This window comes from Prescottella sp. GW823-FHT02E09, from assembly GCF_058797375.1.
Genome location: NZ_JBXAJP010000012.1, coordinates 74,970 through 98,754 on the forward strand (window position 1 = coordinate 74,970; position 23,785 = coordinate 98,754).

Genomic DNA, 23,785 nt, shown 5'->3' on the forward strand with positions numbered 1-23,785 from the left:
CGGTTGCGATGATTCAGAGGTTCCCGCCGCCGGTCATTTCCAAACTCGTTATCCGGGATTCTCGAAAGGGCTTTTACGTCGCGAACTCGTCGGCGTGGCCGCGCGTGGGCACTTTCCAGTTCGTTCGGGCGTCATTCATCGGCCAGGAGAGGCCCGAGAGGCCCGAGGTCGATGTTGAGATCCTCCGGTTCGAGTCCGAAATGCTCGCGCAGCTCCTCCATCTTCTCCTCGAGGAGCATCAGGGTGGTACCGATGCGCTCGATCTGTTCGTCCGAGAGGTCGCCGGCATCGACGCGGCGTAGCGCCTGCCGTTCCATGAGCTGGCGCAACAGCTCGACGAGCGTCAGCACCAACGCGACCAGGCCGCGTTCGACCGACTCCGGGTCCGCGTCGATCCGCTGTCGTACGGATGGGGGTTGTCGGCGCGAGGCCCGGTCCTCGCTCGCGTGCCGTTCGTCTGCCGTGTTGCTCACCGGGGGCTCTCGTGCGTTCCGTCGGCGAATGGTGTGAGCGCACCGACTGACGACACCAGTGCGCGGAGGGAGATGTGGACCATGTCGACGTCGGCGATGGAGAGGGTGATCTCGCCCGCGACCACGACGCCACCTCCGAGGACACGATCGAGCAGATCGACCAGTGCAATTCGGCGGTCGGGGTACGCGCTCATCGAGGGCCCACTTCGACAGAGGTGAACGAGTATGGGGGCCACGGTCCGGTGAGGACGGTTTCCACGTCTTTCGAGCGCGTATCGATCTGTTCGACCGCAGTGAGGAAGTCGGGGGTGTGCGCGTCGTCGACCAGAAAGGAGGCATTGAGGATCTCCATCGACCGGCGAGGGGAGAGGTCGGGCGGCGACGGTCGCTGCCGGACAGCCGCGACTGCGAGCCGGCCAAGCTCGGAGAAGATCTCGTCGGCCCGGATGGTTGCGGCAGTTTCGGCGTCTTCGCGCGCGGCAACCTGTGCACGGCGTTTCATGAGATACGCCGTCCCGGATGTACTGGCGGTCTTTCCGGAGGTCTCACGCCGGTCGGATCGGGAAAGATCCATGTAGGATCTGACTCCCCATTCGAATCGGTCGGTGACCTGTTCCAGCGCCTCGGCGAGCCGTTCGGTGTTCCGACGCAACATCGCCCCCACCCGGTCGTCGTCGTAGTACACCGTGGCGAGTCGCAGTGGCACGGTGGCACCACCGGCGCAGACTGCGGCGACGACGGCATCGTGACGGCGCGCCGTTTCCGAAAGCCAGTCGAGGTCCTCGAGGTTGCGGCGCAGCGCCTCTTCGCCGAACATGTCCAGCTGGACCGAGCCGACGACGGCGGCGAATCCGGAGTCGACGACGGTGCGCAGTTCCTCTCCCGCCACACCCCGAATCCCCGGTATCCCAACGGGAAACGAGCCGGCGGTGGTCACCGCGTAAACCCATACACCTTCGTCAGGAGTCATACCCGCGCTCCTCTTCGGGGCTCGGTTCGATCGGCTCCATCGCCGTGGAGGGGTCGATCGTCAAGTCTGCTGCCGTGCGCTCACCGGATTCCAACGCCTCGATGCGGGTGCGCAGGCGTCTGTTTTCCAGTTCGAGATCGCGGTTGTGTCCGGAGAGCCACGGATCGTGCTCCCACCAGTCGATTCCGACCTCCCTGGCGGTCTCGAGCGACGCAATCACCAATCGGAGCTTGATCGTGAGCAGTTCGATGTCGAGCAGGTTGACGCGGATGTCGCCCGCGATGACGATTCCCTTGTCCAGTACTCGCTCGAGAATGTCACCGAGATTCGCCGGCTCGTGTCCGGCGCCGCCGAGACCCTGGCTGTAGTGCTGGGGATGACTGGATCCGCCTCCTGTTCCGGTCACTGGTCCGCACCCTTCATGGACTGCCCTCGTGCGTATTGACGGATTCTGCGGTACGACAACAAGATTCCGTCCAGATCCAGCACGACCACATAAATGGCCAGGACGTCGGAGGAGGACGGAATGCGGCGGTCCTCGACGACTTCTACTTCGACGGACCACCCCTCGTCACTCGGTGCGACAGAGACAGCTCCGATCGGGGTCCGACCGGTGAGTTCAGCGATCTGCCGGGCAGCCTCGGCCGCAGCCTCAGGTGCGGTCAGGTCCGCGTGGTCTCCGGAATCTCCCGGTCCGGTCATTACGTCACTCCTCTCTGTCGACCAGGTCGTCGTGGCGCGTGACCCGACCGAGAATCGTCTCCTCGGCGCGAGCGGCCTCGTCGGCCGACATCTGCCCGGTTCGCCGAGCTTCCTCCACTGCTTCGAGGTCGCGGCGGGTCGCAGCCGGGCTCGACGTCTCCTCCTCCACCTGCCGGCGCACCACCTCGCCGATCCACACGACGCCGCGCACGGGCGCGAGTGGCAAGCCGACGATGGCGGAGAAGATGCCCATGGCTCAGGGCCCCGTCGCTCGCGTCGTCACGAAGTCGTACGCGGCGAGTGGTCCGATGACCGTGACGTCTACTCGCCCCTTCCAGTCGTCGGACAGGAGAGTGACGGCCTTGTGCAGGTCGTCCCCGCTGTCGGCCGGAAGGAGGACCGCCACCGAACCGGCATCCAGGTCATGGGTGGCCTCGCGGACGATCACCGCCGTCGCCACCTGGTCGAGGGCTTCGACGAGTCGTCCGGTGTCGTGCTCGCGTTTGCCCGCCAAGCCTCGGCTGATCAGTTCGCCCAGGGCCAGTCGTTCGTCGCGGGTCGCTTCCTCGGGGCGGTCACGAATGGCCTCACGCAGGCGGCCCGCCTCGACATCGCCGGACAGGATCTCCCGCAGGATGTCCTCTTCGACGTATCTGGCCTTGACGACGTACTCGACCGACCCGTCCAGCTGCTCGAGAGCTTCGTGGAACTCGTCCCGATACGGCTCGAGCAGCTCGGATACCACCGCGTCCGTATCGGTCAGTACGGCACCGAACTGCAGTGGGAGCACCGGTGCAACGGTGGCAGTGGCGTCGAGTACGGTTGCGTGCGCGCGGAGATCGTCCGGTGTTCCCAATGCTGCATCCGAATCGATCTCACTGACGAGTGCCGCCACATCGTCGTACGTCACGATGCTCAATGGCCGGGGTGGATCTCCGATTCCGGTTGCGTCCGAGTTCACTTCCACGTCGGCGGGCACCAGACCGTAGACGTACACCACGGGAGTACGTGCGTCGGGTTCTCTCTCCGTCATTGCTCCTTGCCTCCACCGGAACGCCCACGAGGCTGTTCTTCGCGCTCTTCCTCAGGTCCGCCGAGCAAATCGAGCACCTTCTCGCCAGCAGCCTCGATGGCTCCCTTGGTCTTCGTCTTCGCCCCACCTTCGGTGATGTCCTGCACCATGTCCGGCAGGCCTTTCGGCTCGGTATCGGAGATCTCCAAGCGGTTGACCGCCTCGGCGAACCGCAGGTAGGTGTCGACGCTGGCGACGACGACACGGGCGTCGACCGTGAGGAGCTCGATGCCCACCAGCGACACCCGGACGTAGGCATCGATGACGAGTCCCTTGTCGAGAATCGTCTCGACGACATCGGCGAGGCTTCGGGAGTCGGGTCCGCCCCCTCCACCGCCGCCCTGAACCATGGTCATCATCGCTTCGACACCTTTTCCCGGCGGCGCTTTGCCGGCGGCGTGGGTTCCGAGTCTGCGTCGTCGGCGTCGCCTTCGTCACCGAGTTCGTCGTCTGCTGCTGAGCTCTCCTCGTCCCCTGAGTCGTCGTCCGCCGCATCCTCGGAAGCCTCATCTGCATCGTCCTCCTCGCCGTCTGTGCTGCCCTCCTCGTAGTCGCCCTCCGGCGTTACCTCACCGTCGTGGATCTCGCCGTGCCAGCCCTCGACCTCTTCAGGATGCAGGAGTGTCTGCGTCATGACGTGACGTCGGAAGTTCTTGAGTTCGAGGCGTATTCGTCGCCCTTGTGCGCGCCAGATGTTGCCGGTCTTCTCGAAGAAGCCCTGGGGGTGGTACTCGATGAGAACGAGAACCCGGGTCAGATCCGGGGTGAGTTCGTGGAACGTGATCGCTCCGTCGAGATACCCCTTGTCGCCCTTCGAACGCCACACGATGCGTTCGTCCGGAACCTGCTCGAGGATCGTGGACTCCCATGAGCGATGAGACCAGAAGACTTGCGCCTTCCATCTCATCTTCTCGTCGGAGATCTGCTCCACCTGCTCGAGCTTCTTCATGAACCGGGGGAAATCGGCGAACTGTGTCCATTGGTCGTACACCAGATCGACCGGTACGCCGATGTCGATCTGTTCGACAATGTTGGTGATCTTGTCCTTCTTGCCCTTCCCTTTGCCCTTGCCGCCCGTCAGCTTCTCCTTGAGATCGTGACCCTTCTCTTTGATCTTGTCCGTCACACTCGACATACCGGCCTTGACGGCGACCTTTGCGGGTGACTCGCCCTCGGCCAAGCCGGTCATGGCGGAGGCGAGGCCGCCGCTACCTCCGCCGGAGGCGAACTCGTCCAAGTGGCCGACCGTCGATGTGACTCTGTCGGTCAGCGACTTGACCCCCTTCTCGGTGACAGCACCGACAAGGTGCTGCACGGAGGACTTGAGTTGGTCCGCGCCGCCTCCCGGCGATCGATCTTCCTTGGTTTCAGTCATCGTCCTCACCTCCCCGTCCTTCGCACGGGCGCCTCAGTGGATGCGGTCGACCGTGAACGTGTCCGGGCCTTGGGCTCCGAATCCTTGCGGGTCCGCGGTGAGCCACGTCGTGGAGGGGATGTCCGCGACGCCGTCGACGAGGAGCGGCGCCGCGACGTCTCGTCGGGCTCTTCCTCGTCGGGCCGTTCGTCATCCTCGGGTTCGTCCGCAGCGCCGTCAACGTGCTTGGTGTCGGTCTGCTTTCGACGCTGACGTGTCGTGCGTGTCCGTTCGCCGGCAGTTTCGGTTTCGGGTGACTTCGCCCGCCTATCGTTCGATTCCTCGTCCGTGTCCGCTCCGTCCAGAACGTCTTCGCCGACCTTTCCTACTTCGTCGCCGACCCTGTCGACTCCCTCGCCAATGCCCTCGATGTGACTCGTGAGAGCGTCGATCCGGTTGCTCGCAGCCGCCACCGCCGCCCGTTTCGCTGCCTCGGTCAGCTCGCCGCGCACACTCTCGGTGAGCTGGCCGACCTCCGCCGAGTCACCGAGTCGTTTGATGCCTTCCCGGACCAGTTCGCGAGAGTTGCTCGGGAGACGACCGGTCGCACCAGCTCCGGCGAGCATCAGCGCGACCTTCATCTTGCGGGTTCGGCCCAGGAAGTAGCCCACCGCGACGGCGAGGGCGACTCGCATGCCACCTTTCATGACCGGTTCCTTCGTCGTGGGAGAGGCGCCCGGTACCCCGCCGGCCCGGATCGACGCCGCTCCACGCGACGGGTAGCCCCTCTCGGGCGACCTCAAACACGAAATGGTCGACAAGACGGACGTACGAATCCGATGTCACCGAATGCGACGAGTGATCGCGGGCCGGCTCGGGTACTGGACATCTGCCCAAGCCGGGCGGGCGTCGAGGGTAGGTCGAGGGCAGAAGGATGTCGGCCTCGAGGACCGCGCGCCGAAGCGTGGGCCACTCGTCTCCCTCGCCCATGTCCTTCTCGACGCCAGGGGCGATTTCGTGGTCGGCCACTCGGATCGTCCGCGCGGTGCCGGTGAGCGTTTCAGTGTGCATCCGGGTGCCAGTGCAGTCCGTTCGCTCATGCCGACGGGATATCAGGGATCTGCGTTCTCACACGTGTCGAGGAAACCGTGGGTGGGGGTTCGGTGGCTCCGAGATCTACTTCTCGTCCGGGCTCGTGGTCTCCGGAGGATGGTCCTCACCGCGGCGTGTACCCGATTGATGAGCCGGTCCGACGCCTTCGTCGGCCGACGACGGTCTCTCGTGCTCGACTGCGCTCTTCTGTGCCTGCCCGCCGCCGTCGGGATTGCCGGCGCGTGCCCGCATGTGTTCCGGGGATTTCGCCTTCTTCTGGCGGTCGTCGTAGGGCGGTACCGCAGCGTCCTGCGAGGAGGACCCGTGCCCACCGGCGTCGCTGGGTCGTTGCCAGCCCGGCTCGCCGGTCGAGATGGTCGATTCGTCCTCGAACGCGCCCTCGCTGCGGTGCTCGCCCGCGCTGGGTTCGTCGGCTCCGGTGTCGCGGGAGCCTCGTTCCCCGCGCTCGGACTGAGGTTCCTCTTCGGCACGCCTGTCCGGTTCCTGCGTCATGGCTGCCTCCTCGGATCAGTGAGATGGTCCTGGACTACCCCGTCCTGGGAGGAGCTACACCCGCGCCGGTACGGACCTCTCGTTGGTTAGCGACGTCGATTTCGGGTATCTCACCGGGTAGACGATTTCGAACCGGAACGAGGGGTGCGATATGTCCAGCGACAAGCGGTCGGTCTCGAACCGAAAGCGTTCAGCCACTGAGATGGTGGCGCTGGCCTTCGGCGTGGTCTTCCTGCTGGTAGGAATACTGGGGTTCATTCCCGGGATCACGACCGACTACGACACCATGACGTGGGCAGGGCATCAGTCGGATGCGAAGCTCCTCGGACTTTTCGAGGTGTCGGTTCTGCACAACCTCGTCCATCTGGCTTTCGGTGTGGTCGGCATCTTGATGGCGCGCCGCCTCGATCTCGCCCGGATCTACCTGATCGGCGGGGGAGTGGTCTACTTCGCGGTCTGGATCTACGGTGTGTCGATCAGTCATGACGACCCGGCGAACTTCATCCCGGTCAACGACGCGGACAACTGGCTCCATCTCGGTCTCGCCGTGACGATGATCCTGATCGGAGGATTCCTGCCGCCGCTCGAGACCCGAAATGCCCAGCCCGAGTCCCTGCGCGTCGACTGACGGACAACGCCGGGACGGCAGGTCCGGCGGTCACATCGTGCGTCGTGCAGCCGCTCAGGCCTCAACACCAACAGCGCCGAACCCCGACGGCACCCGGCCGCATCTGCTTCGGTGTGCCCGGCGTTTGACACAATCTCCGGCATGCCGTTGATTCAGATCAGCCAGACGCCGGGACTCACCGCCGAGCAGAAGCGCGAGACCATCGCCGCCGTCACCAAGGCGTACGCCGAGGCGACCGGCAAGAACGCCTCCTCGGTGTGGGTCACCATCACCGAGGTGCCGCGCGAGCACTGGGGCGTCGGCGGCGAACCGCTGGGCTGATCGCGCGCCCGGGACCCGTCAGGCGCCGACGCCTCGCTGCGTCGGGAGCGATGCGCAACCGCGGATCGCGGCGACCCTGCGGTTCATTGCGTGTCGGATCACCCGCTGGTACAGCAGTTTCCGGAGCCCGGTGAGGTTGGTCCCGTGCTCTCGGTAGAACGCGTCCGGATCGTCGTACGTGCCGAGGTCGCGGTTCACGCCGGTCTTCTGGATCGCGGTGTCGGTGCCGGTCCAGGCCACCGGCGGGTCACCGATGTCCTCGGTGCCTGCGCCGTACCCGAGGAACGCGCCGTCCGACGCGACGGTGTTGCGTAGTCCTGCCAGGTAGTCGGCATCGAGGATGACTCCTTCCAGGTCGACCCATCGGTCGTCGAACCGGACCTCTGCCCAACTGTGGAGGATGTCCCGAGGGGCCAGGCGGAAGGGGATCCCGTCGACGACGCCCTTCTGCAGAAGCTTGTCGATGGTCGCCCCATGGAAGCGGCAGGGCACGTCGACGGCCCGCAGCAGGGCCATCAGGAGTGTGGTCTTGGTGTTGCACTGGCCGTATCCGTCCGCCAGCACCCGCGACGCGGACAGTGTGTCGGATGCGTTGTAGCCGAAGCCGATCCCGTCCCTGACGAAGTCGTAGACCGCGCCGATGCGGATCCCGTAGGGCAAATCGAGCCATCCGTGCTGTGCGATCAGTGCCTGAATCGAGCGGTGGTCGTAGTCGAGGATCGGGGTGGGCTGCAGGTGAACGTCCATGAACCGAACGTATGTGGGGCGGGCGCCGCAGGGCTTGAACGTTGCGGCTGATCTTCGCGGTGGGTCCCCGGTCGGTTCAGGGCGTGCCCCCGGGCCATACGTCGCGGTCGAACGTCATACCCAGAAGGGCTGAAGGGCTCAGTCCGAAATTGCTCTTGAACACGCGACTGAGGTGCGCGGAGTCGCTGAAGCCCGCCGCGACCGCGGCCTGAGTCAGGTTGTCGCCGAACGCCACTCGCTCTGCCACGGTCCGCAGCCGGACCCACAGGCCGTAGCGCCGAAACGGAATGCCCACCTCTGCGGTGAACAGGTGGGTCAGGCGGGAGGGGGACAGGTGGGCCTCGGCAGCCGCACGTGCGAGCGTCGGATGTGCACCGGAGTTCTCCTCCAGGTACCGAAGCGCCGCGCGGACCGGTTCGGACAGGTGGGTGGGCCGACGTGGCACCGACGGGGTGACTGCCCGAACGACGCGGTCGATCGCGGTCACGGCGTTCGCGTCGTCGGCATGTTCGGTGACGATGCGCGTGAGTGCGTCCGCGAACTCCCGGCCGCGGCTTCGTTCTCCCACGACGCCGAGGCCCCGGCCACGCGGACCGAAGGGCTCCACCAACATCAGGAGCAGGCTGCGGGAGTTGCAGCGCAGTCGGTGCGGTAGCCCGCTCGGAACCACCGCAACCGCAGAATGCACGGTGTCGTCCTCGACCTCGAGAACGAACGGCTCGTCCAGTGAGACCATCACCTGCACTGCGTGATGCGCGTGGAGATCCGCGTTGCCGCCCGTGCCGCGGAAGAGGACCGCGCCGGGGGTCAGGGTGAGCGTCCCGTGCCAGGGGAAGCGCTCGGGGAATGCCGGTTCCACTGCCATGGCGGCCGCCTCGCCGATCCGGCTAGGCCTTGCCCGTGCCCGCCGCGATTCCCCTGTCCAGCTGGTCGACGAGGGCCTGGCCCAGCGACGACAGCTGGGCCACCTGAGCGGAATCGAGTCCCTCGAACACCAGTGCCTGCACGGTCTCGACGTGTCCGGGTGCGGCCTCGACGACCTTGTCGTACCCGTTGTCGGTCAGGACCGCGAACGCCCCGCGCGTGCCGGCGACCGTCTCGCGGCGCGCCCAACCCCGCTTCTCCAGTCGCGTCACGACGTGCGACAGCCGAGAGAGAGACGCGTTGGCCTGTTGCGCCAGCTCCGACAGTCGAAGTCGCCGGTCCGTCGCCTCGGACAGCACGGCGAGGACGAAGTACTCGAAATGTGTCAGGTCGGAGTCTCGCTGCAGCTGGGTGTCCAGCGCTGCGGGCAGCCGCGTGACGATGGAGACGAGGGCTCGCCAGGCCTCCTGTTGGTCTGCCGTGAGCCACTTGGTGCCGGTGCTGTCCTGCGCGCCCATCGGGTCGTTCTCCGATCGCTGAAAGTCGGTGTTCGGGTACCAGCGTGTCAAACATCGGCCAGGTGCCGGTGATCGGGGAATAGCGGGGGGTCGCGCGCGTTGAGTCACATGTTAACTTGAAGCTTCAACAAAGGAGTTCCTGTGACCGACATGCCCGCGATCTTCCTCAGCCACGGCGCACCCCCGCTGGTCGACAGCGAGCGGTGGGTCCGCGAGCTCACGCAGTGGTCGTCCGACCTGCCGCGCCCCACGGCGATCCTCGTCGTCTCGGCGCACTGGGAATCGGCGCCGCTCACCATCGGCGCCATCGAGACCGGCACGCCGCTCGTGTACGACTTCGGCGGATTCCCGCGCAGGTTCTACGAGGTGACCTACGCCTCGCCCGGTGCGCCGGAACTGGCCCGCCGGGTCGCCGCGCTCATGCCCGACGACGAACCGGTCTACCATCAGCCGGATCGCGGCCTCGATCACGGCGCGTACGTGCCGCTGACGGTGATGTATCCGGACGCGGACGTGCCGGTCCTGCAGATCTCGATGCCGACCCTCGACCCGCAACGACTGCTCGAACTCGGGCGGCGCCTGCGCCCGCTGCGCGAGCAGGGTGTGCTCATCATCGGTTCCGGCTTCACCACGCACGGGCTGCCGTTCCTGCGCGATCCGTCGCCGGACGCGACGGCACCGGGTTGGTCGGCCGAGTTCGACGCGTGGGCGGGGGAGCGACTGGCCGCCGGCGACGTCGACGCCCTGCTCGACTTCCGCGCGCAGGCGCCGGGCATGCCGTACGCGCACCCGACGATCGAGCACTTCGCGCCGCTGTTCGTCACACTCGGCGCCTCGAACGACCCGGAGCAGACCCCGCGGCAGGTGATCGACGGATTCTGGATGGGCCTGGCGAAGCGGTCGATCCAGGTGGCCTGACGTTGCCTCAGGCGCGGCTGCGGACCAGTTCGAGTGCCCGGTCGGCGTGCAGGTTCGGCCGTACCTCGCTCGCGATCACCTCGAGGACGGTGCGGTCGGTGTCGATGACGAACGTGGTCCGCTTGACGGGCGTGATCTTGCCGAGCAGTCCGCGCTTGACGCCGTACTGCTCGGCGACGGTGCCGTCGACGTCGGCGAGCAGTGGGTAGTCGAACGACTGCGCGCGGGCGAAACTCGCCTGCTTGTCGACGGAGTCACGGCTGATGCCGGCCACGACGGCGCCGGCTGCGGCGAAGTCGGCGGTCAGGTCCCGGAAATGGCAGGCCTCGGCGGTGCACACCGGGGTCGACGCGGCCGGGTAGAAGAACAGCACGACCGGCCCGCCGGCGAGCAGCGACGTGAGCGTCCGGCGCGTGCCGTCCTGGTCGGGCAGGTCGAAATCGGGTGCGAGCTCACCGGGCTTCATGGGCGCTGACGCTACCCGCGTGCGCGGGCTCGATCGGCATTGCTGGGATGATGGGTGCATGCGCGGCGAGTCCACCACCATCCCAGCAGCTCCCTCGGCAGTTCCAGGCGAGGGGCCCCGGCACGATTCGACCACCACCCGTGAGCAGTTCCGGGCTCTCGCGGCGGAGCATCGTGTAGTGCCCGTCATTCGAAAGGTGTTGGCGGATGCCGAGACTCCGCTGTCGGCCTACACCAAGCTGGCGGGCAACCGTCCGGGCACCTTTCTGCTCGAGTCCGCGGAGAACGGCCGCTCGTGGTCGCGCTGGTCGTTCATCGGCGCGGGCAGTCCCGCCGCGCTGACCGTGCAGGACGGCGAGGCCGCGTGGTTCGGCAACGTGCCGGTGGGGGCGCCGTCCGGCGGCGATCCCCTGGAAGCGCTGGGGCGCACGCTCGAGTTGCTGCGCTCCGAGCGGTTGCCGGATCTGCCGCCGCTCACCGGCGGCATGGTGGGATTCCTCGGTTACGACGCCGTCCGGCGCCTCGAACGACTGCCCAGTCATGCCGTCGACGACCTGCAGATCCCCGAGATGGTGATGCTGCTCGCCACCGATCTGGCCGCGGTCGACCACCACGAGGGCGCGATCACCCTCATCGCCAATGCCGTCAACTGGGACGGTTCCGACGAGCGCGTCGACGCCGCGTACGACGATGCCGTCGCGCGCCTGGACCGGATGACCGCCGCGCTCGCCGCGCCGGCCCCCTCGACGGTCTCGACGTTCGCCCGCCCGCAGCCCGACTACCGCCGCCAGCGCACCACCGAGAGCTTCGGCATGGACGTCCGCCGGCTGATCGGTGAGATCGAGGCCGGCGAGGCGTTCCAGGTGGTGCTCTCGCAGCGCTTCGAGATGGACTGCGCTGCAGAGCCGATCGACGTCTACCGGATGCTGCGGGCCTCGAACCCGAGCCCGTACATGTATCTCGTGCAGGTGCCCGGCGCGGACGGCGAGACGGCGTTCTCGATCGTCGGCTCCAGCCCCGAGGCGCTCGTCACGGTCAAGGAAGGCATCGCGACCACCCACCCGATCGCGGGCACCCGGTGGCGCGGCGCCACCGAGGAGGACGACATCCTGCTCGAGAAGGATCTCCTCGCGGACGAGAAAGAGAACTCCGAGCACCTGATGCTCGTGGACCTGGGCCGCAACGACCTGGGCCGGGTGTGTGAGCCAGGCACCGTGAAGGTGCACGACTACCGCCACATCGAGCGCTACAGCCACGTGATGCACCTGGTGTCGACCGTGACCGGGCGCCTGTCGGAGGGCAAGCACGCCCTCGACGCGGTCACCGCGTGTTTCCCGGCCGGCACGCTGTCGGGTGCGCCGAAGGTCCGCGCGATGGAACTGATCGACGAACTCGAGCCGACTCGCCGCGGAATCTACGGAGGCATCGTCGGCTACCTCGATTTCACGGGCGATGCGGACACCGCGATCGCGATCCGCACCGCGTTGATCAAGGACGGCACCGCGTACGTCCAGGCGGGCGCCGGCGTGGTGGCGGACTCGGACCCCGTGTACGAGGACACCGAGGCGAGGAACAAGGCGATGGCGGTCCTGAGTGCTATCGCTGCGGCACAGACGTTGCGGTCCTTCGGGGACCATTCGGAGGTGAACATCGGTGAGTGAGAACAAGACCGGAAGCAGCGCATCCGGCCGGCGCGCGACGGGGGTGGCGGCGCTGCTGCTCGCAGTCGCCGCGGTGTGCCTGTGGGGCGCGTCGCGGATGACGTGGGTGACGGTGACGTCGTCCGACGGGCTGGGCGAGGATCGGGTGACGACCCTCGACGGCGGCACCTGGGCGGCGGCGACCACACCACTGGCACTCGCGCTGGTCGCGGCGATCGCGGCCGCATTCGCGGTGCGCGGCTGGCTCGTGCGAGTCCTGGGCCTGCTGGTCGCGATCGTCGCGGTCGTCGCCGCGATTCCCGCGATCGGGTTGCTGGCCGGCGGCGCGTCCGACGACAAGGCCGCCGATATCGCCGGATTCGAGCGGGTCGCCACGCAGGTGACCGCGACCGAGGTCTCCGTCCTACCGGCGGTGCTGGTGCTGTTGGGCTCGGTCGCGGCGCTCGCCGCGGCGTTCATGCTCATCCGGAAACCGGCTGCGACGGGCGGACTCTCGTCGAAGTACGACAGTCCGGCCGCCCGCCGCGACGCTGCCACCAAGCGTTCGGACGTCGACAAGAAGGACGAGCCGCCGACCCAGCGCATGCTGTGGGATGCCCTCGACGCCGGTGAAGACCCCACCGTCCGCGACGACGACGCGGCATCCGGTACCGGCGAGTCAACCCCTCCGGCGACGGATGTGAGCAAGGACACCGGCCAGTCGGGTACCCGCCGGGAGACCGAATAACCCCTACCTCTAGGCTGAGTCAAGATCCGATGAGGTACCTCACACATCGGTTGACATGCCGGAAAGGACTCGAGCCACGATGACCGTTCTCGACTCGATTCTCGACGGGGTGCGCGCCGATGTCGCCGCCCGCGAGGCCGTTCTCGACCTGGCCGCCGTCAAGGCCGCCGCTGCCGCAGCGCCGCCCGCACTGGACGCCGCCGCGGCACTGCGTGCTCCGGGCATCGGCGTCATCGCGGAGGTGAAGCGCGCGAGCCCGTCGAAGGGTGCACTCGCCGACATCCCGGATCCCGCCGTCCTCGCGTCCGCGTACGAGGCCGGTGGTGCGCGGATGATCAGCGTGCTCACCGAGGAGCGCCGCTTCCACGGTTCGCTCGCAGACCTCGACTCGGTGCGCCGGGCGGTGAACATCCCGATCCTGCGCAAGGACTTCATCGTCGGGCCGTACCAGATCCACGAGGCGCGCGCGCACGGCGCGGACGTCATCCTGCTGATCGTCGCGGCCCTCGAGCAGCACGTGCTCGCGTCGCTGCTCGACCGCACCGAGTCGCTCGGAATGACCGCGCTGGTCGAGGTCCACACCGAGGCCGAGGCCGACCGCGCCCTCGAGGCCGGCGCCAGCGTCATCGGCGTGAACGCGCGCAATCTCAAGACCCTCGAGGTCGACATGGACACGTTCGGGCGGATCGCCCCGGGGCTGCCGTCGAGCGTCGTCAAGATCGCCGAGTCCGGTGTTCGTGGCACCGCGGACCTGCTGGCCTACGCGGGTGCCGGAGCGGATGCGGTCCTCGTCGGCGAGGGTCTGGTGACCAGCGGCGACCCGCGGACCGCTGTTTCGGATCTGGTGACGGCGGGTGCGCATCCGTCGTGCCCCAAGCCGGCTCGCTGAGTCGTCGGCCACCGGCGGACCCGACCACTCGTTCTCGTCGGGGTTGGGGCAGACTGGGGACGTGAGTTCACGCAATGAGGCCCTCGTCTCCAAGGGCGGGAATCTGCCCCCCGCCAGCGCCGGTCTGACCGAGCGCTCCACCCATGAGCCCGATCCCGGCGGCCACTGGGGCGTGTACGGCGGGCGTCACGTCCCCGAGGCGCTCATGGCGGTGATCGAGGAGGTCACCGCCGAGTACGACAAGGCCCGCGGGGACGACTCGTTCCTGGACGAGCTGGATCGGCTGCAGCGCGACTACACCGGACGCCCGTCGCCGGTCTTCGAGGCCACCCGCATGCGCGAGGCCGCCGGTGGTGCCCGCATCGTGCTCAAGCGGGAAGATCTCAACCACACCGGATCCCACAAGATCAACAATGTGCTCGGGCAGGTGCTGCTCGCCAAGCGCATGGGTAAGACCCGTGTCATCGCCGAGACCGGCGCCGGTCAGCACGGTGTCGCCACCGCGACGGCGTGCGCGCTGCTCGGTCTCGAGTGCATCGTCTACATGGGGGCGGTCGACACGCGTCGTCAGGCGCTCAACGTGGCCCGCATGCGCCTGCTGGGCGCCGAGGTCGTGTCCGTCGAGACCGGTTCGGCGACGTTGAAGGACGCGATCAACGAGGCGCTGCGGGACTGGGTCACCAACGCCGATCGGACCTACTACTGCTTCGGTACCGCGGCCGGACCGCACCCGTTCCCCATGATCGTGCGCGACTTCCAGCGCATCGTGGGGATCGAGGCCCGCGCCCAGGTGCAGGCGCTGACGGGCCGTCTGCCGGACGCCGTCGTGGCGTGTGTCGGTGGCGGCTCCAACGCGATCGGCATCTTCCACGCGTTCATCGACGATCCGACGGTCAAGCTGGTGGGTTACGAGGCGGCCGGTGACGGCGTCGAGACCGGTCGGCATGCCGCCACCTTCGCGGGCGGCACCCCGGGCGCGTTCCAGGGCGCGTACTCGTACCTGCTGCAGGACGAGGACGGTCAGACCATCGAGTCGCACTCGATCTCGGCCGGTCTCGACTACCCGGGTGTGGGACCCGAGCACGCCTACCTGAAAGACACCGGACGGGCGTCCTACGAGCCCGTCACCGACGCCGAGGCGATGGACGCGCTGTTGCTGCTGTCGCGGCGCGAGGGCATCATCCCGGCGATCGAGTCGGCGCACGCGGTCGCGGGCGCGCTGAAGCTGGGTCGTGAACTGGGCGACGGCGCGATCATCGTCGTCAGCCTGTCCGGCCGTGGCGACAAGGACATGGACACCGCCGCGCAGTGGTTCGGTCTGTTCGACAACGACACCGATACCGCCGGCGGCGCCGCTGATGCCACCGCCGATTCGAGCAAGGAAGGTACGGCCAAGTGACCCAACGAGACTCACGCCTGGCACCCACGTTCGCGAAGTGCCGTGAGGAGGAGCGCGCCGCACTCGTCGGTTACCTGCCGGCCGGCTACCCGGACGTCGCCACGTCGATCGACGTCTTCAAGACGATGGTGGACGCCGGTTGCGACATCATCGAGGTCGGCATCGCGTACTCCGATCCGGTGATGGACGGACCGACCATCCAGACGGCCGCCGAGACCGCGCTGCGCAACGGCGTGCGGGTGCGCGACGTGTTCACCGTCGTCGAGCAGATCGCGTCGGTGGGTGGCAACGCGGTCGTCATGACGTACTGGAACCCGGTGCTGCAGTACGGCGTGGACAGGTTCTCCCGCGATCTCGCGAGCGCGGGTGGCCTCGGCCTGATCACCCCGAACCTGATCCCCGAGGAGGCCGGTGAATGGATGGAGGCCTCCGAGGCGCACCACCTGGATCGGATCTTCCTCGTCGCGCCGTCCTCCACCGAGGAGCGGTTGGCGATGACCCTCGAGGCGAGCAGCGGGTTCATCTACGCGGCGTCGACGATGGGTGTGACCGGTGCGCGTGACGCGGTGTCGTCGATGGCGCCGGAGCTCACCGCCCGGATCCGTGCCCACTCGGACATCCCGGTCGGTGTCGGACTCGGCGTCCGGTCGGGTGCGCAGGCCGCCGAGATCGCGGCGTACGCGGACGCTGTCATCGTCGGATCCGCGATCGTCTCCGCGGTGGAGCAGGGCCTGGGCGCGGTCCGCGCACTCACCACGGAACTCGCGGAGGGCGTGCGCTCGGCTACCGTGGCCCCGTGACTCCGATAGCGACTTCGACGCAACTCCTCGCGTACATCCCCAGCCCACCGCAGGGGGTGTGGCATCTCGGTCCGCTGGCCCTGCGTGCGTACGCGCTCTGCATCATCGCCGGCATCGTCGTGGCGATCGTGTGGGGCGATCGGCGCTGGGTGGCGCGCGGCGGCGAGAAGGGCACGGTCCTCGACATCGCCGTCTGGGCGGTGCCGTTCGGTCTGATCGGTGGCCGGCTGTATCACGTCCTCACGGACTGGCCGACGTACTTCGGTGACGGCGGGAACCCTGTCGACGCGCTGAAGATCTGGCAGGGCGGCCTCGGTATCTGGGGTGCGGTGGCGCTCGGTGCCGTCGGCGCCTGGATCGGCTGCCGACGCCGGGGGATCCCGCTGCCGGCGTTGGGCGACGCGATCGCGCCGGGCATCATCCTGGCGCAGGCCATCGGTCGTCTCGGTAACTGGTTCAACCAGGAGCTCTACGGCCGCGAGACGACGGTCCCGTGGGGGCTCGAGATCTACGAGCGCACGGACGCCGCGGGCCGGGTCGACACACTCGACGGTGTATCCAACGGTGTCGTGCTGCAGGTGGTTCACCCCACGTTCCTCTACGAACTGGTGTGGAATCTGCTGATCGTCGTGCTGCTCGTCGTGGTGGACCGCAGGTTCAAGATCGGTCACGGCCGACTGTTCGCGCTCTACGTGGCGGGATACTGTGCGGGCCGCTTCTGGATCGAGCTGATGCGGTCGGATCACGCGTCCGAGATCCTGGGCATCCGGGTGAACTCGTTCACGTCGGCGATCGTCTTCGTCGGTGCCGTCGCCTACTTCGTGCTCGCGAAGAAGGGTCGGGAGAATCCGGAGGATCTGCAGCCGCGCGGCCACGGTAGCGACGGAACGGTCGGCGTCGCGGCGCCCGCAGTCGGCGACGACTCCGTCCCGGGTCCCGTCGACGCCGACAGTGATCGCGGTGACCGCACCGACAGCGGAAGGGAGAAGAAATGACCGAACCCACCGAGCGTGACGACCAGTCCGTCGAACCCGGCGGGTCGCCCGAGTTCGGCGCGGCCTTCGACTACGACGCGACGGCCGACGCATCCATGACGGAGTCGACGTCGGGCACCTCGGCCGTGCCGCCGTCCGGCAGCGGAGCGGCCGGACCGGGCTGGGACACGTTTTCCGGGGTCGGCAACGGTCCGGGCTGGGGCGCCGGGCCGAGCTACCCACCCCCGCCGGGCGATCCCGCGCCGTCCGAGGCCGACCGCACCTGACGTACTCGACCGCCGCCGCCCGCGCCGATATCGGCGCGGGCGGCGTGCGTTTTCGGCATCGCTTCGGGTGGCCATGGCGCGGTAAACTGGCCCGGCCGGGTGTGGAACTCGGCAACCTTCACGGGTCGACAGCAATGCCGGTGGACCCCGATCAACGCAGTCAGCGCCCGTAGTCGGCGACTCCTATGAGGGAGTCGCCCCGAGAAGTGCGTGATGCGCGAACAGGTGGTCGCGGTCGAAGACTTCCGCGGCCGGTGTGGAGGTGTTCGGTGCTGTTCTCTCGGCAACCCGATTCCGGTGGCCTCTATGTTCCCGACCGTGAATCGGACTCGTGCGGGGTTGCGATGGTCGCCGACGTCCGAGGTCGCCGATCGCACGCGATCGTCGCGGACGCGCTGCTCGCCCTCGAGAACCTCGAGCATCGTGGGGCCGCGGGCGCCGAGGTCAACAGCGGTGACGGCGCGGGAATCCTCATCCAGCTGCCGGTCGACTTCCTCCGCGAGCTGGTCGATTTCGACTTGCCGTCGTCGTCGGCGGACGGTGCCGCGTCGTTCGCGGCCGGCATCTGCTTCCTGCCCGCGGATCCCGGTCGGCGTGCGGAGGCGCGCCGCCGGGTGGCGACCATCGCGGACCGCGAGGACGTCGAGATCCTCGGTTGGCACGAGCTCCGCGTGGACCCGATCGGTGCCGACATCGGTGCGACGGCCCGGTCCTGCATGCCGCACATGACGTTCCTGTTCGTGTCCGCACCGCCGATCGACGGCGTCCGACCGGCCGGGATCGAGTTGGATCGTCGGGTGTACGGGCTGCGCAAGCGCGCGGAGTCGGTGACACCGGAGATCGAGCAGGCCGGCACGGGTGTGTACTTTCCGTCGCTGTCGAGTCGGACGATGACGTTCAAGGGAATGTTGACGACCGCCCAGTTGGCGTTGTACTTCTCCGATTTGCGGGACCGCCGGATCACGAGCGCGATCGCCGTCGTACACAGCCGATTCTCGACCAACACGTTCCCGTCCTGGCCGTTGGCGCACCCGTTCCGGTACGTCGCGCACAACGGGGAGATCAACACCGTGCGTGGGAACCGGAACCGGATGCGCTCGCGGGAGGCGATGCTCCACAGTGACGTCATTCCGGGCGCTCTCGAACGGCTCTATCCGATCTGCACGCCCGACGCCTCGGACTCCGCGTCGTTCGACGAGGTCCTCGAGTTGCTGCACCTGGGTGGCCGGTCGCTGCCGCACGCGGTGTCGATGATGATCCCGGAGGCGTGGGAGAACCACACGGCGCTGGGTGACGATCTCCGCGCGTTCTACCAGTTCCACGCGTCGTTGATGGAGCCGTGGGACGGCCCGGCCTGCATGACGTTCACCGACGGCACAGTCGTGGGCGCGGTCCTCGACCGCAACGGGCTCCGGCCGGGCCGGTGGTGGCACACCAGCGACGGGCGCATCGTGCTCGCGAGCGAGAGCGGTGTTCTGCCCATACCCCAATCGGATGTGATCGCCAAGGGTCGCCTCGAGCCGGGAGAGATGTTCCTGGTCGACACCGCGGCCGGGCGGATCGTGCCCGACGACGAGATCAAGGCGGAGCTCGCGTCCCGGCAGCCGTACCGGGAGTGGCTCCATGCCGGACTGCTCGAGTTGCGTGCGCTCCCGAGCCGGGGCCGCATCCCGCACGACCACGAGTCGGTGGTACGACGGCAGCAGGCGTTCGGGTACACCGAGGAGGAGGAACGCGTCCTGCTCGCGCCGATGGCGGCGTCCGGCGGCGAACCTCTCGGGTCGATGGGCACCGACACCCCGGTGGCGGTGCTCTCGCAGCGTCCACGGCTGCTGTACGACTACTTCGTCGAGTTGTTCGCGCAGGTCACCAACCCGCCGCTGGACGCGATCCGGGAGGAGATCGTCACGTCACTGCGCCGGGTGATGGGCCCGGAACAGAATCTCCTCCAACCGACGGCGGCGTCGTGTCGTCAGCTCGTGCTGTCGTGGCCGGTCCTCGACAACGACGAACTCGGCAAGATCATCGACATCAACGCCGACGGCGACTGCCCGGGGTTCGCAGCGACCGTCCTGCGCGCGCTCTACAGCGCCGACAGCGGCGGCGCGGGCATGGCCGAGGCGATCGAGGACCTGCGGGCGGCGGCCAGCGCCGCGATTGCGAACGGCTCTCGGACACTGGTGATCTCCGATCGTGACTCCGATCACCTGCGGGCGCCGATCCCGTCGCTGCTCGCGGTGTCGGCGGTTCACCACCACCTGGTGCGCACCAAAGAGCGTACGAAGGTGGCGCTGGTGGTCGAGACGGGTGACGCCCGCGAGGTGCACCACATGGCGTTGCTCATCGGATTCGGGGCGGCGGCGGTCAACCCGTATCTCGCGATGGAGACGATCGAGGATCTCGTCGCCGAGGGCGAGTTGACCGGTGTGGAATCCTCGGTGGCGGTGCGTAACTACCTCACAGCCCTCGGCAAGGGCGTGCTGAAGGTGATGTCGAAGATGGGAATCTCCACCGTCGGGTCGTACACTGCTGCACAGGTTTTCGAGGCAATCGGTCTATCGCGCGACGTGGTCGACGAGTACTTCACCGGCACGGTCAGCCGGCTCGGCGGGGTGGGTCTGGACGTACTGGCACGGGAGGTGGAGCTGCGCCATCGGCTGGCGTACCCGGAGAGCCCGTCGGCGCAGGTCCATCGCCGCCTCGATGTGGGCGGCATCTACCAGTACCGCCGCGACGGTGAACTGCACCTGTTCACACCGGAGACCGTGTTCCTGCTCCAGCACGCGACCCGGACCGGACGGGCCGACGTGTTCGAGCGATACAGCGCGGAGGTGGACCGGCTCTCGGCGGAGGGAGGCACCCTGCGCGGGCTGTTCGAGTTCCGTCGAGGACTGCGCCCGCCCGTCCCACTCGACGAGGTGGAACCGGCCGAGTCTATCTTCACCCGGTTCAACACCGGCGCCATGAGTTACGGCTCGATCTCGGCGGAGGCGCACGAGACCATCGCCGTCGCGATGAACCGGATCGGCGGGCGGTCGAACTCCGGCGAGGGCGGTGAGGACGCCGACCGGCTGCACGATCCGCAGCGGCGCAGCGCCGTCAAGCAAGTCGCGAGCGGGCGATTCGGCGTGACCAGCGACTATCTCGTGAACGCGACCGACGTGCAGATCAAGATGGCGCAGGGCGCCAAGCCGGGGGAGGGCGGTCAGTTGCCCGCCTACAAGGTGTATCCGTGGATCGCGCGGACGCGGCACTCGACGCCCGGCGTGGGCCTGATCTCGCCCCCGCCGCACCACGACATCTACTCGATCGAGGATCTCGCCCAGCTGATCCACGATCTCAAGAACGCGAACGAGCAGGCCCGGATACACGTCAAGCTGGTCAGCTCGGTCGGTGTCGGCACGGTCGCCGCCGGCGTGAGCAAGGCGCACGCCGACGTCGTGCTGATCTCCGGTCACGACGGCGGCACCGGGGCGTCGCCGTTGACGTCGCTCGAGCACGCCGGGCTGCCGTGGGAGATCGGGCTCGCCGACGCGCAGCAGACGTTGGTGCTCAACGGATTGCGCGACCGGATCACGATGCAGTGCGACGGTGGTCTGCGCACCGCGCGGGACGTGGTCGTGGCGATGCTGCTCGGCGCGGAGGAGTACGGATTCTCCACGGCGCCGTTGATCGCGGCGGGCTGCATCATGATGCGGGTGTGCCACCTCGACACCTGCCCGGTGGGTGTGGCGACGCAGAATCCCGAGTTGCGCAAGAGGTTCACCGGCAGACCGGAGTTCGTCGCGGACTTCTTCCGGTTCGTGGCCGAGGGTGTGCGCCGGCATCTCGCCGACCTCGGCTTCCGTAGCGTGGACGAGGCGGTGGGGCATCCGGAGGTTCTCGAGACCGCCTCCGGGGTGGCGCACTGGAAGAGCCGGGGCCTGGACCTGAGCCCGATCTTCGCCACGACCGAGCCGCAGTCCGGTGTGGGCGTTCCGCAGCGGCGGTGCGTGCGGGCGCAGGACCACGGACTCGATCTGGCGCTGGACCGCACGCTCATCCAACTGGCCGAGGGGGCACTCGAGGACGCGCTGCCGGTGCGGCTGGAACTGCCGGTGCGCAACGTCAACCGGACCGTCGGGACGCTGCTGGGGTCGGAGGTGACCCGCCGCTACGGTGCCGCAGGTCTGCCGGACGACACCGTCCGGGTGCAGTTGGAGGGATCCGCCGGTCAATCGTTGGGTGCGTTCCTGCCGCCGGGAATCACGATCGACCTCGTCGGCGACGCCAACGACTACGTCGGCAAGGGGCTCTCCGGCGGCCGGATCGTGGTCCGGCCGGCGGACGACGTGCTGTTCCTGCCGGAGACGCAGGTGATCGCGGGCAACACGCTGCTCTACGGCGCGACGGCCGGTGACGCGTACTTCCGTGGCCGGGTGGGCGAGCGCTTCTGTGTGCGCAACTCGGGGGCCGTCGCCGTCGCCGAGGGCGTCGGCGATCACGCGTGCGAGTACATGACCGGGGGCCGGGTCGTGGTGCTCGGGCCGATCGGCCGGAACCTCGCCGCGGGCATGTCGGGCGGGATCGCCTTCCTCCTGGACGCCGACCTGTCGAAGATCAACACGGCGATGGTGACGTTGCAGCCACCGAACGGTGACGATCTGCAGTGGCTGCGCGTGGTGGTGGAACAGCACCTGCGATGGACGGGGTCCGCGGTGGCGGCGTCGGTGCTCGCCGACTGGCCGCGACGGTCGGCACTGTTCACGAAGGTGATGCCCGTCGACTACCAGCGGGTGCTCGAGGCGACCCGGATGGCACGGGCCGAGGGGTTGGACGTCGACACCGCGATCATGGAGGCGGCACGTGGCTGATCCGCAAGGTTTCCTACACGTCACCAAGCAGGAGGCGCGCAAGCGCCCCGTGGAGGAACGTGTCCACGACTGGCGTGAAGTGTACGAGCCGCAGTCGGCCGAGGACCGTGCGCGGGAGGTCTCCGAGCAGGCCACACGGTGCATGGACTGCGGCATTCCGTTCTGTCACTCCGGCAGTGCCGGGTGCCCGCTGGGGAACCTGATTCCCGAATGGAACGACCTGGTGCGCCGCGGTCGCTGGGGCGCGGCCGCGGAACGGTTGCACGCGACCAACAACTTCCCCGAGTTCACCGGACGGGTGTGTCCGGCGCCCTGCGAGGCCGCCTGCGTCCTCTCGCTCGCCGACACCCACACCACCGGCAGCGTCACGATCAAGAGGATCGAGCAGGCGATCGCCGACGCCGCCTGGGAGAAGGGTGCGGTGGGGCCAGTCCTGCCGGCGGTCGGGAGCGGCAGGCACATTGCCGTCGTAGGCTCGGGTCCCGCAGGACTCGCTGCGGCGCAACAACTTACCCGTGTAGGGCACGAAGTGACCGTGTACGAACGAGACGACCGACTCGGAGGCCTGCTGCGGTACGGGATTCCCGAGTTCAAGCTCGAGAAGTCGGTGGTGGACCAGCGGCTCACTCAGATGCGAGTGGAGGGAACACATTTCGTCACCGAGGTCGAGGTGGGCATCGATCTGTCGGTGTCCGCACTGCGGGAACGGTACGAGGCGGTCGTGCTCGCGACGGGCGCCCTGCAGGCGCGCGACAACCGCGACGTCGTCGGCCGCGACCTGGACGGCGTGCACCTGGCGATGGAGTACCTCGTCGCCTCCAATCACGAGTGCGAGGGCGACGGTCCGACGTCGATCAACGCGCGCGGCAGGCATGTCGTGATCATCGGTGGCGGCGACACCGGGGCCGACTGCCTCGGGACCGCACACCGACAGGGTGCGCTGTCCGTCACCCAGCTCGACTATCATCCGGCACTGCCGGCCGAACGGGACGAATCCTCCACTCCGTGGCCGGCCTGGCCGATGGTGCTGCGCACATCCCCGGCGCACGCGGAGGGTGGGGTACGCCGTTACGAGGTCGCGGTCCAGCGTTTCCTCGGCGATGCCGACGGGCACGTGCGGTCGATGATCCTCGCCGAGGTGCGTCTGGGCCGGGACGATTCGGGCAGAAGGATGATCGTTCCGGTCGGTGAGGAGATCGAACTGCCCTGCGACCTAGCTCTTTTCGCGATCGGCTTCGAGGGGGCCGAACATGGTCCGCTGCTCGACGATCTCGATCTCGTAACCAACCGGCGAGGTTCGCTCTCGTGCGGATCCGATTGGCAGACCGCGACTCCCGGCGTCTTCGTGTGCGGCGACGCGCACCGCGGGGCGTCCCTGGTGGTGTGGGCCATCGCGGAAGGGCGGTCCGCTGCGCGGGGCGTCGACGCCTACCTGACCGGCAGTTCGGAACTGCCCGCCCCCGTCCATCCGACGGCGCTGCCGCTCACCGTCGTCTGACGCTCACCCGGTCGTCACCGTGCGTTCTCCTGCCAAATAGAGTTCGTTCCTCACATTGAC

At 68.0% G+C, this 23,785-nt stretch carries 27 protein-coding genes; 12 read left to right on the forward strand and 15 right to left on the reverse strand.

From position 1 onward, the window contains the following. Window positions 1–131: 131 nt before the first annotated feature. The 11 genes from AC1RIF_RS24245 to AC1RIF_RS24295 all read right to left on the reverse strand — a co-directional run bounded on the left by AC1RIF_RS24245 (window position 132) and on the right by AC1RIF_RS24295 (window position 6,176). Window positions 132–395, reverse strand: a complete 264-nt coding sequence (locus tag AC1RIF_RS24245; protein WP_492604014.1) for a gas vesicle protein K — start codon at window positions 393–395, stop codon at window positions 132–134. Between the two features lie 74 nt (window positions 396–469). Then, window positions 470–667, reverse strand: coding sequence for a gas vesicle protein GvpJ (gene gvpJ, locus AC1RIF_RS24250; protein WP_492603930.1), 198 nt, complete (start codon window positions 665–667; stop codon window positions 470–472). After that, a complete protein-coding gene (locus AC1RIF_RS24255) occupies window positions 664–1,443 on the reverse strand; it encodes a GvpL/GvpF family gas vesicle protein (protein ID WP_492603931.1) in 780 nt (259 codons plus the stop codon). The genes gvpJ (AC1RIF_RS24250) and AC1RIF_RS24255 overlap by 4 nt, the downstream gene beginning before the upstream one ends. Next, window positions 1,433–1,849, reverse strand: coding sequence for a gas vesicle protein (locus tag AC1RIF_RS24260; protein WP_492603932.1), 417 nt, complete (start codon window positions 1,847–1,849; stop codon window positions 1,433–1,435). Before AC1RIF_RS24260 ends, AC1RIF_RS24255 begins: the two co-directional genes overlap by 11 nt. Next, window positions 1,846–2,145: a gas vesicle protein GvpO gene (gene gvpO / locus AC1RIF_RS24265; RefSeq protein ID WP_492603933.1), complete on the reverse strand. Its 300-nt coding sequence runs from the start codon at window positions 2,143–2,145 to the stop codon at window positions 1,846–1,848. The genes AC1RIF_RS24260 and gvpO overlap by 4 nt, the downstream gene beginning before the upstream one ends. 4 nt (window positions 2,146–2,149) lie before the next feature. Further along, window positions 2,150–2,398, reverse strand: a complete 249-nt coding sequence (locus tag AC1RIF_RS24270) for a gas vesicle protein GvpG (RefSeq protein ID WP_492603934.1) — start codon at window positions 2,396–2,398, stop codon at window positions 2,150–2,152. Between the two features lie 3 nt (window positions 2,399–2,401). Continuing rightward, a complete protein-coding gene (locus AC1RIF_RS24275; protein ID WP_492603935.1) occupies window positions 2,402–3,178 on the reverse strand; it encodes a GvpL/GvpF family gas vesicle protein in 777 nt (258 codons plus the stop codon). Next, window positions 3,175–3,573 (reverse strand): gas vesicle protein GvpJ, encoded by a 399-nt coding sequence (gvpJ, locus tag AC1RIF_RS24280; protein WP_492604015.1) that lies wholly within the window; start codon window positions 3,571–3,573, stop codon window positions 3,175–3,177. The genes AC1RIF_RS24275 and gvpJ (AC1RIF_RS24280) overlap by 4 nt, the downstream gene beginning before the upstream one ends. After that, window positions 3,573–4,592: an SRPBCC family protein gene (locus AC1RIF_RS24285; protein WP_492603936.1), complete on the reverse strand. Its 1,020-nt coding sequence runs from the start codon at window positions 4,590–4,592 to the stop codon at window positions 3,573–3,575. Before AC1RIF_RS24285 ends, gvpJ (AC1RIF_RS24280) begins: the two co-directional genes overlap by 1 nt. 5 nt (window positions 4,593–4,597) lie before the next feature. After that, the gene (locus AC1RIF_RS24290; RefSeq protein ID WP_492603937.1) at window positions 4,598–5,278 is read right to left on the reverse strand and encodes a hypothetical protein; all 681 of its coding nucleotides are present in this window, start codon (window positions 5,276–5,278) and stop codon (window positions 4,598–4,600) included. A gap of 469 nt (window positions 5,279–5,747) precedes the next feature. Next, window positions 5,748–6,176, reverse strand: coding sequence for a hypothetical protein (locus AC1RIF_RS24295; protein WP_492603938.1), 429 nt, complete (start codon window positions 6,174–6,176; stop codon window positions 5,748–5,750). Window positions 6,177–6,327: 151 nt separating this feature from the next. Here AC1RIF_RS24295 and AC1RIF_RS24300 point away from each other — a divergent pair, with 151 nt between their 5' ends. Together AC1RIF_RS24300 and AC1RIF_RS24305 are read left to right on the forward strand one after the other, a co-directional pair. After that, window positions 6,328–6,804, forward strand: coding sequence for a DUF4383 domain-containing protein (locus AC1RIF_RS24300; protein ID WP_492603939.1), 477 nt, complete (start codon window positions 6,328–6,330; stop codon window positions 6,802–6,804). 141 nt (window positions 6,805–6,945) lie between these two features. Next, window positions 6,946–7,125, forward strand: coding sequence for a tautomerase family protein (locus AC1RIF_RS24305; RefSeq protein ID WP_420163036.1), 180 nt, complete (start codon window positions 6,946–6,948; stop codon window positions 7,123–7,125). A gap of 18 nt (window positions 7,126–7,143) precedes the next feature. On the opposite strand, the gene AC1RIF_RS24310 is transcribed toward AC1RIF_RS24305, so the two are convergent. From AC1RIF_RS24310 to AC1RIF_RS24320, 3 genes are all read right to left on the reverse strand, one after another. Further along, window positions 7,144–7,872, reverse strand: coding sequence for a transglutaminase-like domain-containing protein (locus tag AC1RIF_RS24310; protein ID WP_492603940.1), 729 nt, complete (start codon window positions 7,870–7,872; stop codon window positions 7,144–7,146). A gap of 76 nt (window positions 7,873–7,948) precedes the next feature. Then, window positions 7,949–8,737 carry a helix-turn-helix transcriptional regulator gene (locus tag AC1RIF_RS24315; RefSeq protein WP_492603941.1) on the reverse strand — a complete coding sequence of 263 codons (789 nt, stop codon included), beginning with the start codon at window positions 8,735–8,737 and terminating at the stop codon, window positions 7,949–7,951. Between the two features lie 22 nt (window positions 8,738–8,759). After that, window positions 8,760–9,254, reverse strand: a complete 495-nt coding sequence (locus AC1RIF_RS24320) for a MarR family winged helix-turn-helix transcriptional regulator (RefSeq protein WP_492603942.1) — start codon at window positions 9,252–9,254, stop codon at window positions 8,760–8,762. Window positions 9,255–9,404: 150 nt separating this feature from the next. Between AC1RIF_RS24320 and AC1RIF_RS24325 the strand changes: the two genes are divergently transcribed. Continuing rightward, window positions 9,405–10,172 carry a dioxygenase family protein gene (locus AC1RIF_RS24325; RefSeq protein ID WP_492604016.1) on the forward strand — a complete coding sequence of 256 codons (768 nt, stop codon included), beginning with the start codon at window positions 9,405–9,407 and terminating at the stop codon, window positions 10,170–10,172. A 7-nt stretch (window positions 10,173–10,179) separates the two neighbouring features. Here AC1RIF_RS24325 and AC1RIF_RS24330 read toward each other — a convergent pair whose 3' ends face one another. Next, complete coding sequence (locus AC1RIF_RS24330) at window positions 10,180–10,638, reverse strand: peroxiredoxin (protein ID WP_492603943.1); 459 nt, start codon at window positions 10,636–10,638, stop codon at window positions 10,180–10,182. Window positions 10,639–10,696: 58 nt separating this feature from the next. Here AC1RIF_RS24330 and AC1RIF_RS24335 point away from each other — a divergent pair, with 58 nt between their 5' ends. From AC1RIF_RS24335 to AC1RIF_RS24375, 9 genes are all read left to right on the forward strand, one after another. Then, entirely contained in the window at window positions 10,697–12,298 is a 1,602-nt protein-coding gene (locus AC1RIF_RS24335) for an anthranilate synthase component I (protein ID WP_492603944.1), read from the forward strand. Next, the gene (locus tag AC1RIF_RS24340; protein ID WP_492603945.1) at window positions 12,291–13,025 is read left to right on the forward strand and encodes a TIGR02234 family membrane protein; all 735 of its coding nucleotides are present in this window, start codon (window positions 12,291–12,293) and stop codon (window positions 13,023–13,025) included. Before AC1RIF_RS24335 ends, AC1RIF_RS24340 begins: the two co-directional genes overlap by 8 nt. 79 nt (window positions 13,026–13,104) lie before the next feature. After that, on the forward strand, window positions 13,105–13,914 hold the full coding sequence (trpC, locus tag AC1RIF_RS24345) for an indole-3-glycerol phosphate synthase TrpC (RefSeq protein ID WP_492603946.1): 810 nt from the start codon (window positions 13,105–13,107) through the stop codon (window positions 13,912–13,914). Window positions 13,915–13,975: 61 nt separating this feature from the next. Continuing rightward, complete coding sequence (gene trpB / locus AC1RIF_RS24350; RefSeq protein WP_492603947.1) at window positions 13,976–15,313, forward strand: tryptophan synthase subunit beta; 1,338 nt, start codon at window positions 13,976–13,978, stop codon at window positions 15,311–15,313. Beyond that, window positions 15,310–16,113 (forward strand): tryptophan synthase subunit alpha, encoded by an 804-nt coding sequence (gene trpA, locus AC1RIF_RS24355; protein ID WP_492603948.1) that lies wholly within the window; start codon window positions 15,310–15,312, stop codon window positions 16,111–16,113. The genes trpB and trpA overlap by 4 nt, the downstream gene beginning before the upstream one ends. 5 nt (window positions 16,114–16,118) lie before the next feature. Further along, on the forward strand, window positions 16,119–17,108 hold the full coding sequence (lgt, locus tag AC1RIF_RS24360; protein ID WP_492604017.1) for a prolipoprotein diacylglyceryl transferase: 990 nt from the start codon (window positions 16,119–16,121) through the stop codon (window positions 17,106–17,108). After that, the gene (locus AC1RIF_RS24365) at window positions 17,105–17,374 is read left to right on the forward strand and encodes a hypothetical protein (RefSeq protein ID WP_492603949.1); all 270 of its coding nucleotides are present in this window, start codon (window positions 17,105–17,107) and stop codon (window positions 17,372–17,374) included. Before lgt ends, AC1RIF_RS24365 begins: the two co-directional genes overlap by 4 nt. 269 nt (window positions 17,375–17,643) lie before the next feature. Beyond that, the gene (gltB, locus tag AC1RIF_RS24370; RefSeq protein WP_492603950.1) at window positions 17,644–22,227 is read left to right on the forward strand and encodes a glutamate synthase large subunit; all 4,584 of its coding nucleotides are present in this window, start codon (window positions 17,644–17,646) and stop codon (window positions 22,225–22,227) included. Beyond that, window positions 22,220–23,725: a glutamate synthase subunit beta gene (locus AC1RIF_RS24375; RefSeq protein ID WP_492603951.1), complete on the forward strand. Its 1,506-nt coding sequence runs from the start codon at window positions 22,220–22,222 to the stop codon at window positions 23,723–23,725. Before gltB ends, AC1RIF_RS24375 begins: the two co-directional genes overlap by 8 nt. The last annotated feature ends 60 nt before the right edge of the window (window positions 23,726–23,785 follow it).

Coding starts and splice junctions, on each gene's coding strand:
- AC1RIF_RS24330 (WP_492603943.1), bottom strand. CDS start 10,638: ATGAAGCCCGGTGAGCTCGCACCCGATTTCGACCTGCCCGACCAGGAC.
- AC1RIF_RS24255 (WP_492603931.1), bottom strand. CDS start 1,443: ATGACTCCTGACGAAGGTGTATGGGTTTACGCGGTGACCACCGCCGGC.
- AC1RIF_RS24285 (WP_492603936.1), bottom strand. CDS start 4,592: ATGACTGAAACCAAGGAAGATCGATCGCCGGGAGGCGGCGCGGACCAA.
- AC1RIF_RS24325 (WP_492604016.1), top strand. CDS start 9,405: ATGCCCGCGATCTTCCTCAGCCACGGCGCACCCCCGCTGGTCGACAGC.
- gvpJ (WP_492604015.1), bottom strand. CDS start 3,573: ATGACCATGGTTCAGGGCGGCGGTGGAGGGGGCGGACCCGACTCCCGA.
- AC1RIF_RS24335 (WP_492603944.1), top strand. CDS start 10,697: ATGCGCGGCGAGTCCACCACCATCCCAGCAGCTCCCTCGGCAGTTCCA.
- gvpO (WP_492603933.1), bottom strand. CDS start 2,145: ATGACCGGACCGGGAGATTCCGGAGACCACGCGGACCTGACCGCACCT.
- AC1RIF_RS24300 (WP_492603939.1), top strand. CDS start 6,328: ATGTCCAGCGACAAGCGGTCGGTCTCGAACCGAAAGCGTTCAGCCACT.
- AC1RIF_RS24320 (WP_492603942.1), bottom strand. CDS start 9,254: ATGGGCGCGCAGGACAGCACCGGCACCAAGTGGCTCACGGCAGACCAA.
- AC1RIF_RS24315 (WP_492603941.1), bottom strand. CDS start 8,737: ATGGCAGTGGAACCGGCATTCCCCGAGCGCTTCCCCTGGCACGGGACG.
- AC1RIF_RS24290 (WP_492603937.1), bottom strand. CDS start 5,278: ATGAAAGGTGGCATGCGAGTCGCCCTCGCCGTCGCGGTGGGCTACTTC.
- AC1RIF_RS24275 (WP_492603935.1), bottom strand. CDS start 3,178: ATGACGGAGAGAGAACCCGACGCACGTACTCCCGTGGTGTACGTCTAC.
- AC1RIF_RS24365 (WP_492603949.1), top strand. CDS start 17,105: ATGACCGAACCCACCGAGCGTGACGACCAGTCCGTCGAACCCGGCGGG.
- AC1RIF_RS24270 (WP_492603934.1), bottom strand. CDS start 2,398: ATGGGCATCTTCTCCGCCATCGTCGGCTTGCCACTCGCGCCCGTGCGC.
- AC1RIF_RS24310 (WP_492603940.1), bottom strand. CDS start 7,872: ATGGACGTTCACCTGCAGCCCACCCCGATCCTCGACTACGACCACCGC.
- AC1RIF_RS24305 (WP_420163036.1), top strand. CDS start 6,946: ATGCCGTTGATTCAGATCAGCCAGACGCCGGGACTCACCGCCGAGCAG.
- trpC (WP_492603946.1), top strand. CDS start 13,105: ATGACCGTTCTCGACTCGATTCTCGACGGGGTGCGCGCCGATGTCGCC.
- AC1RIF_RS24295 (WP_492603938.1), bottom strand. CDS start 6,176: ATGACGCAGGAACCGGACAGGCGTGCCGAAGAGGAACCTCAGTCCGAG.
- gvpJ (WP_492603930.1), bottom strand. CDS start 667: ATGAGCGCGTACCCCGACCGCCGAATTGCACTGGTCGATCTGCTCGAT.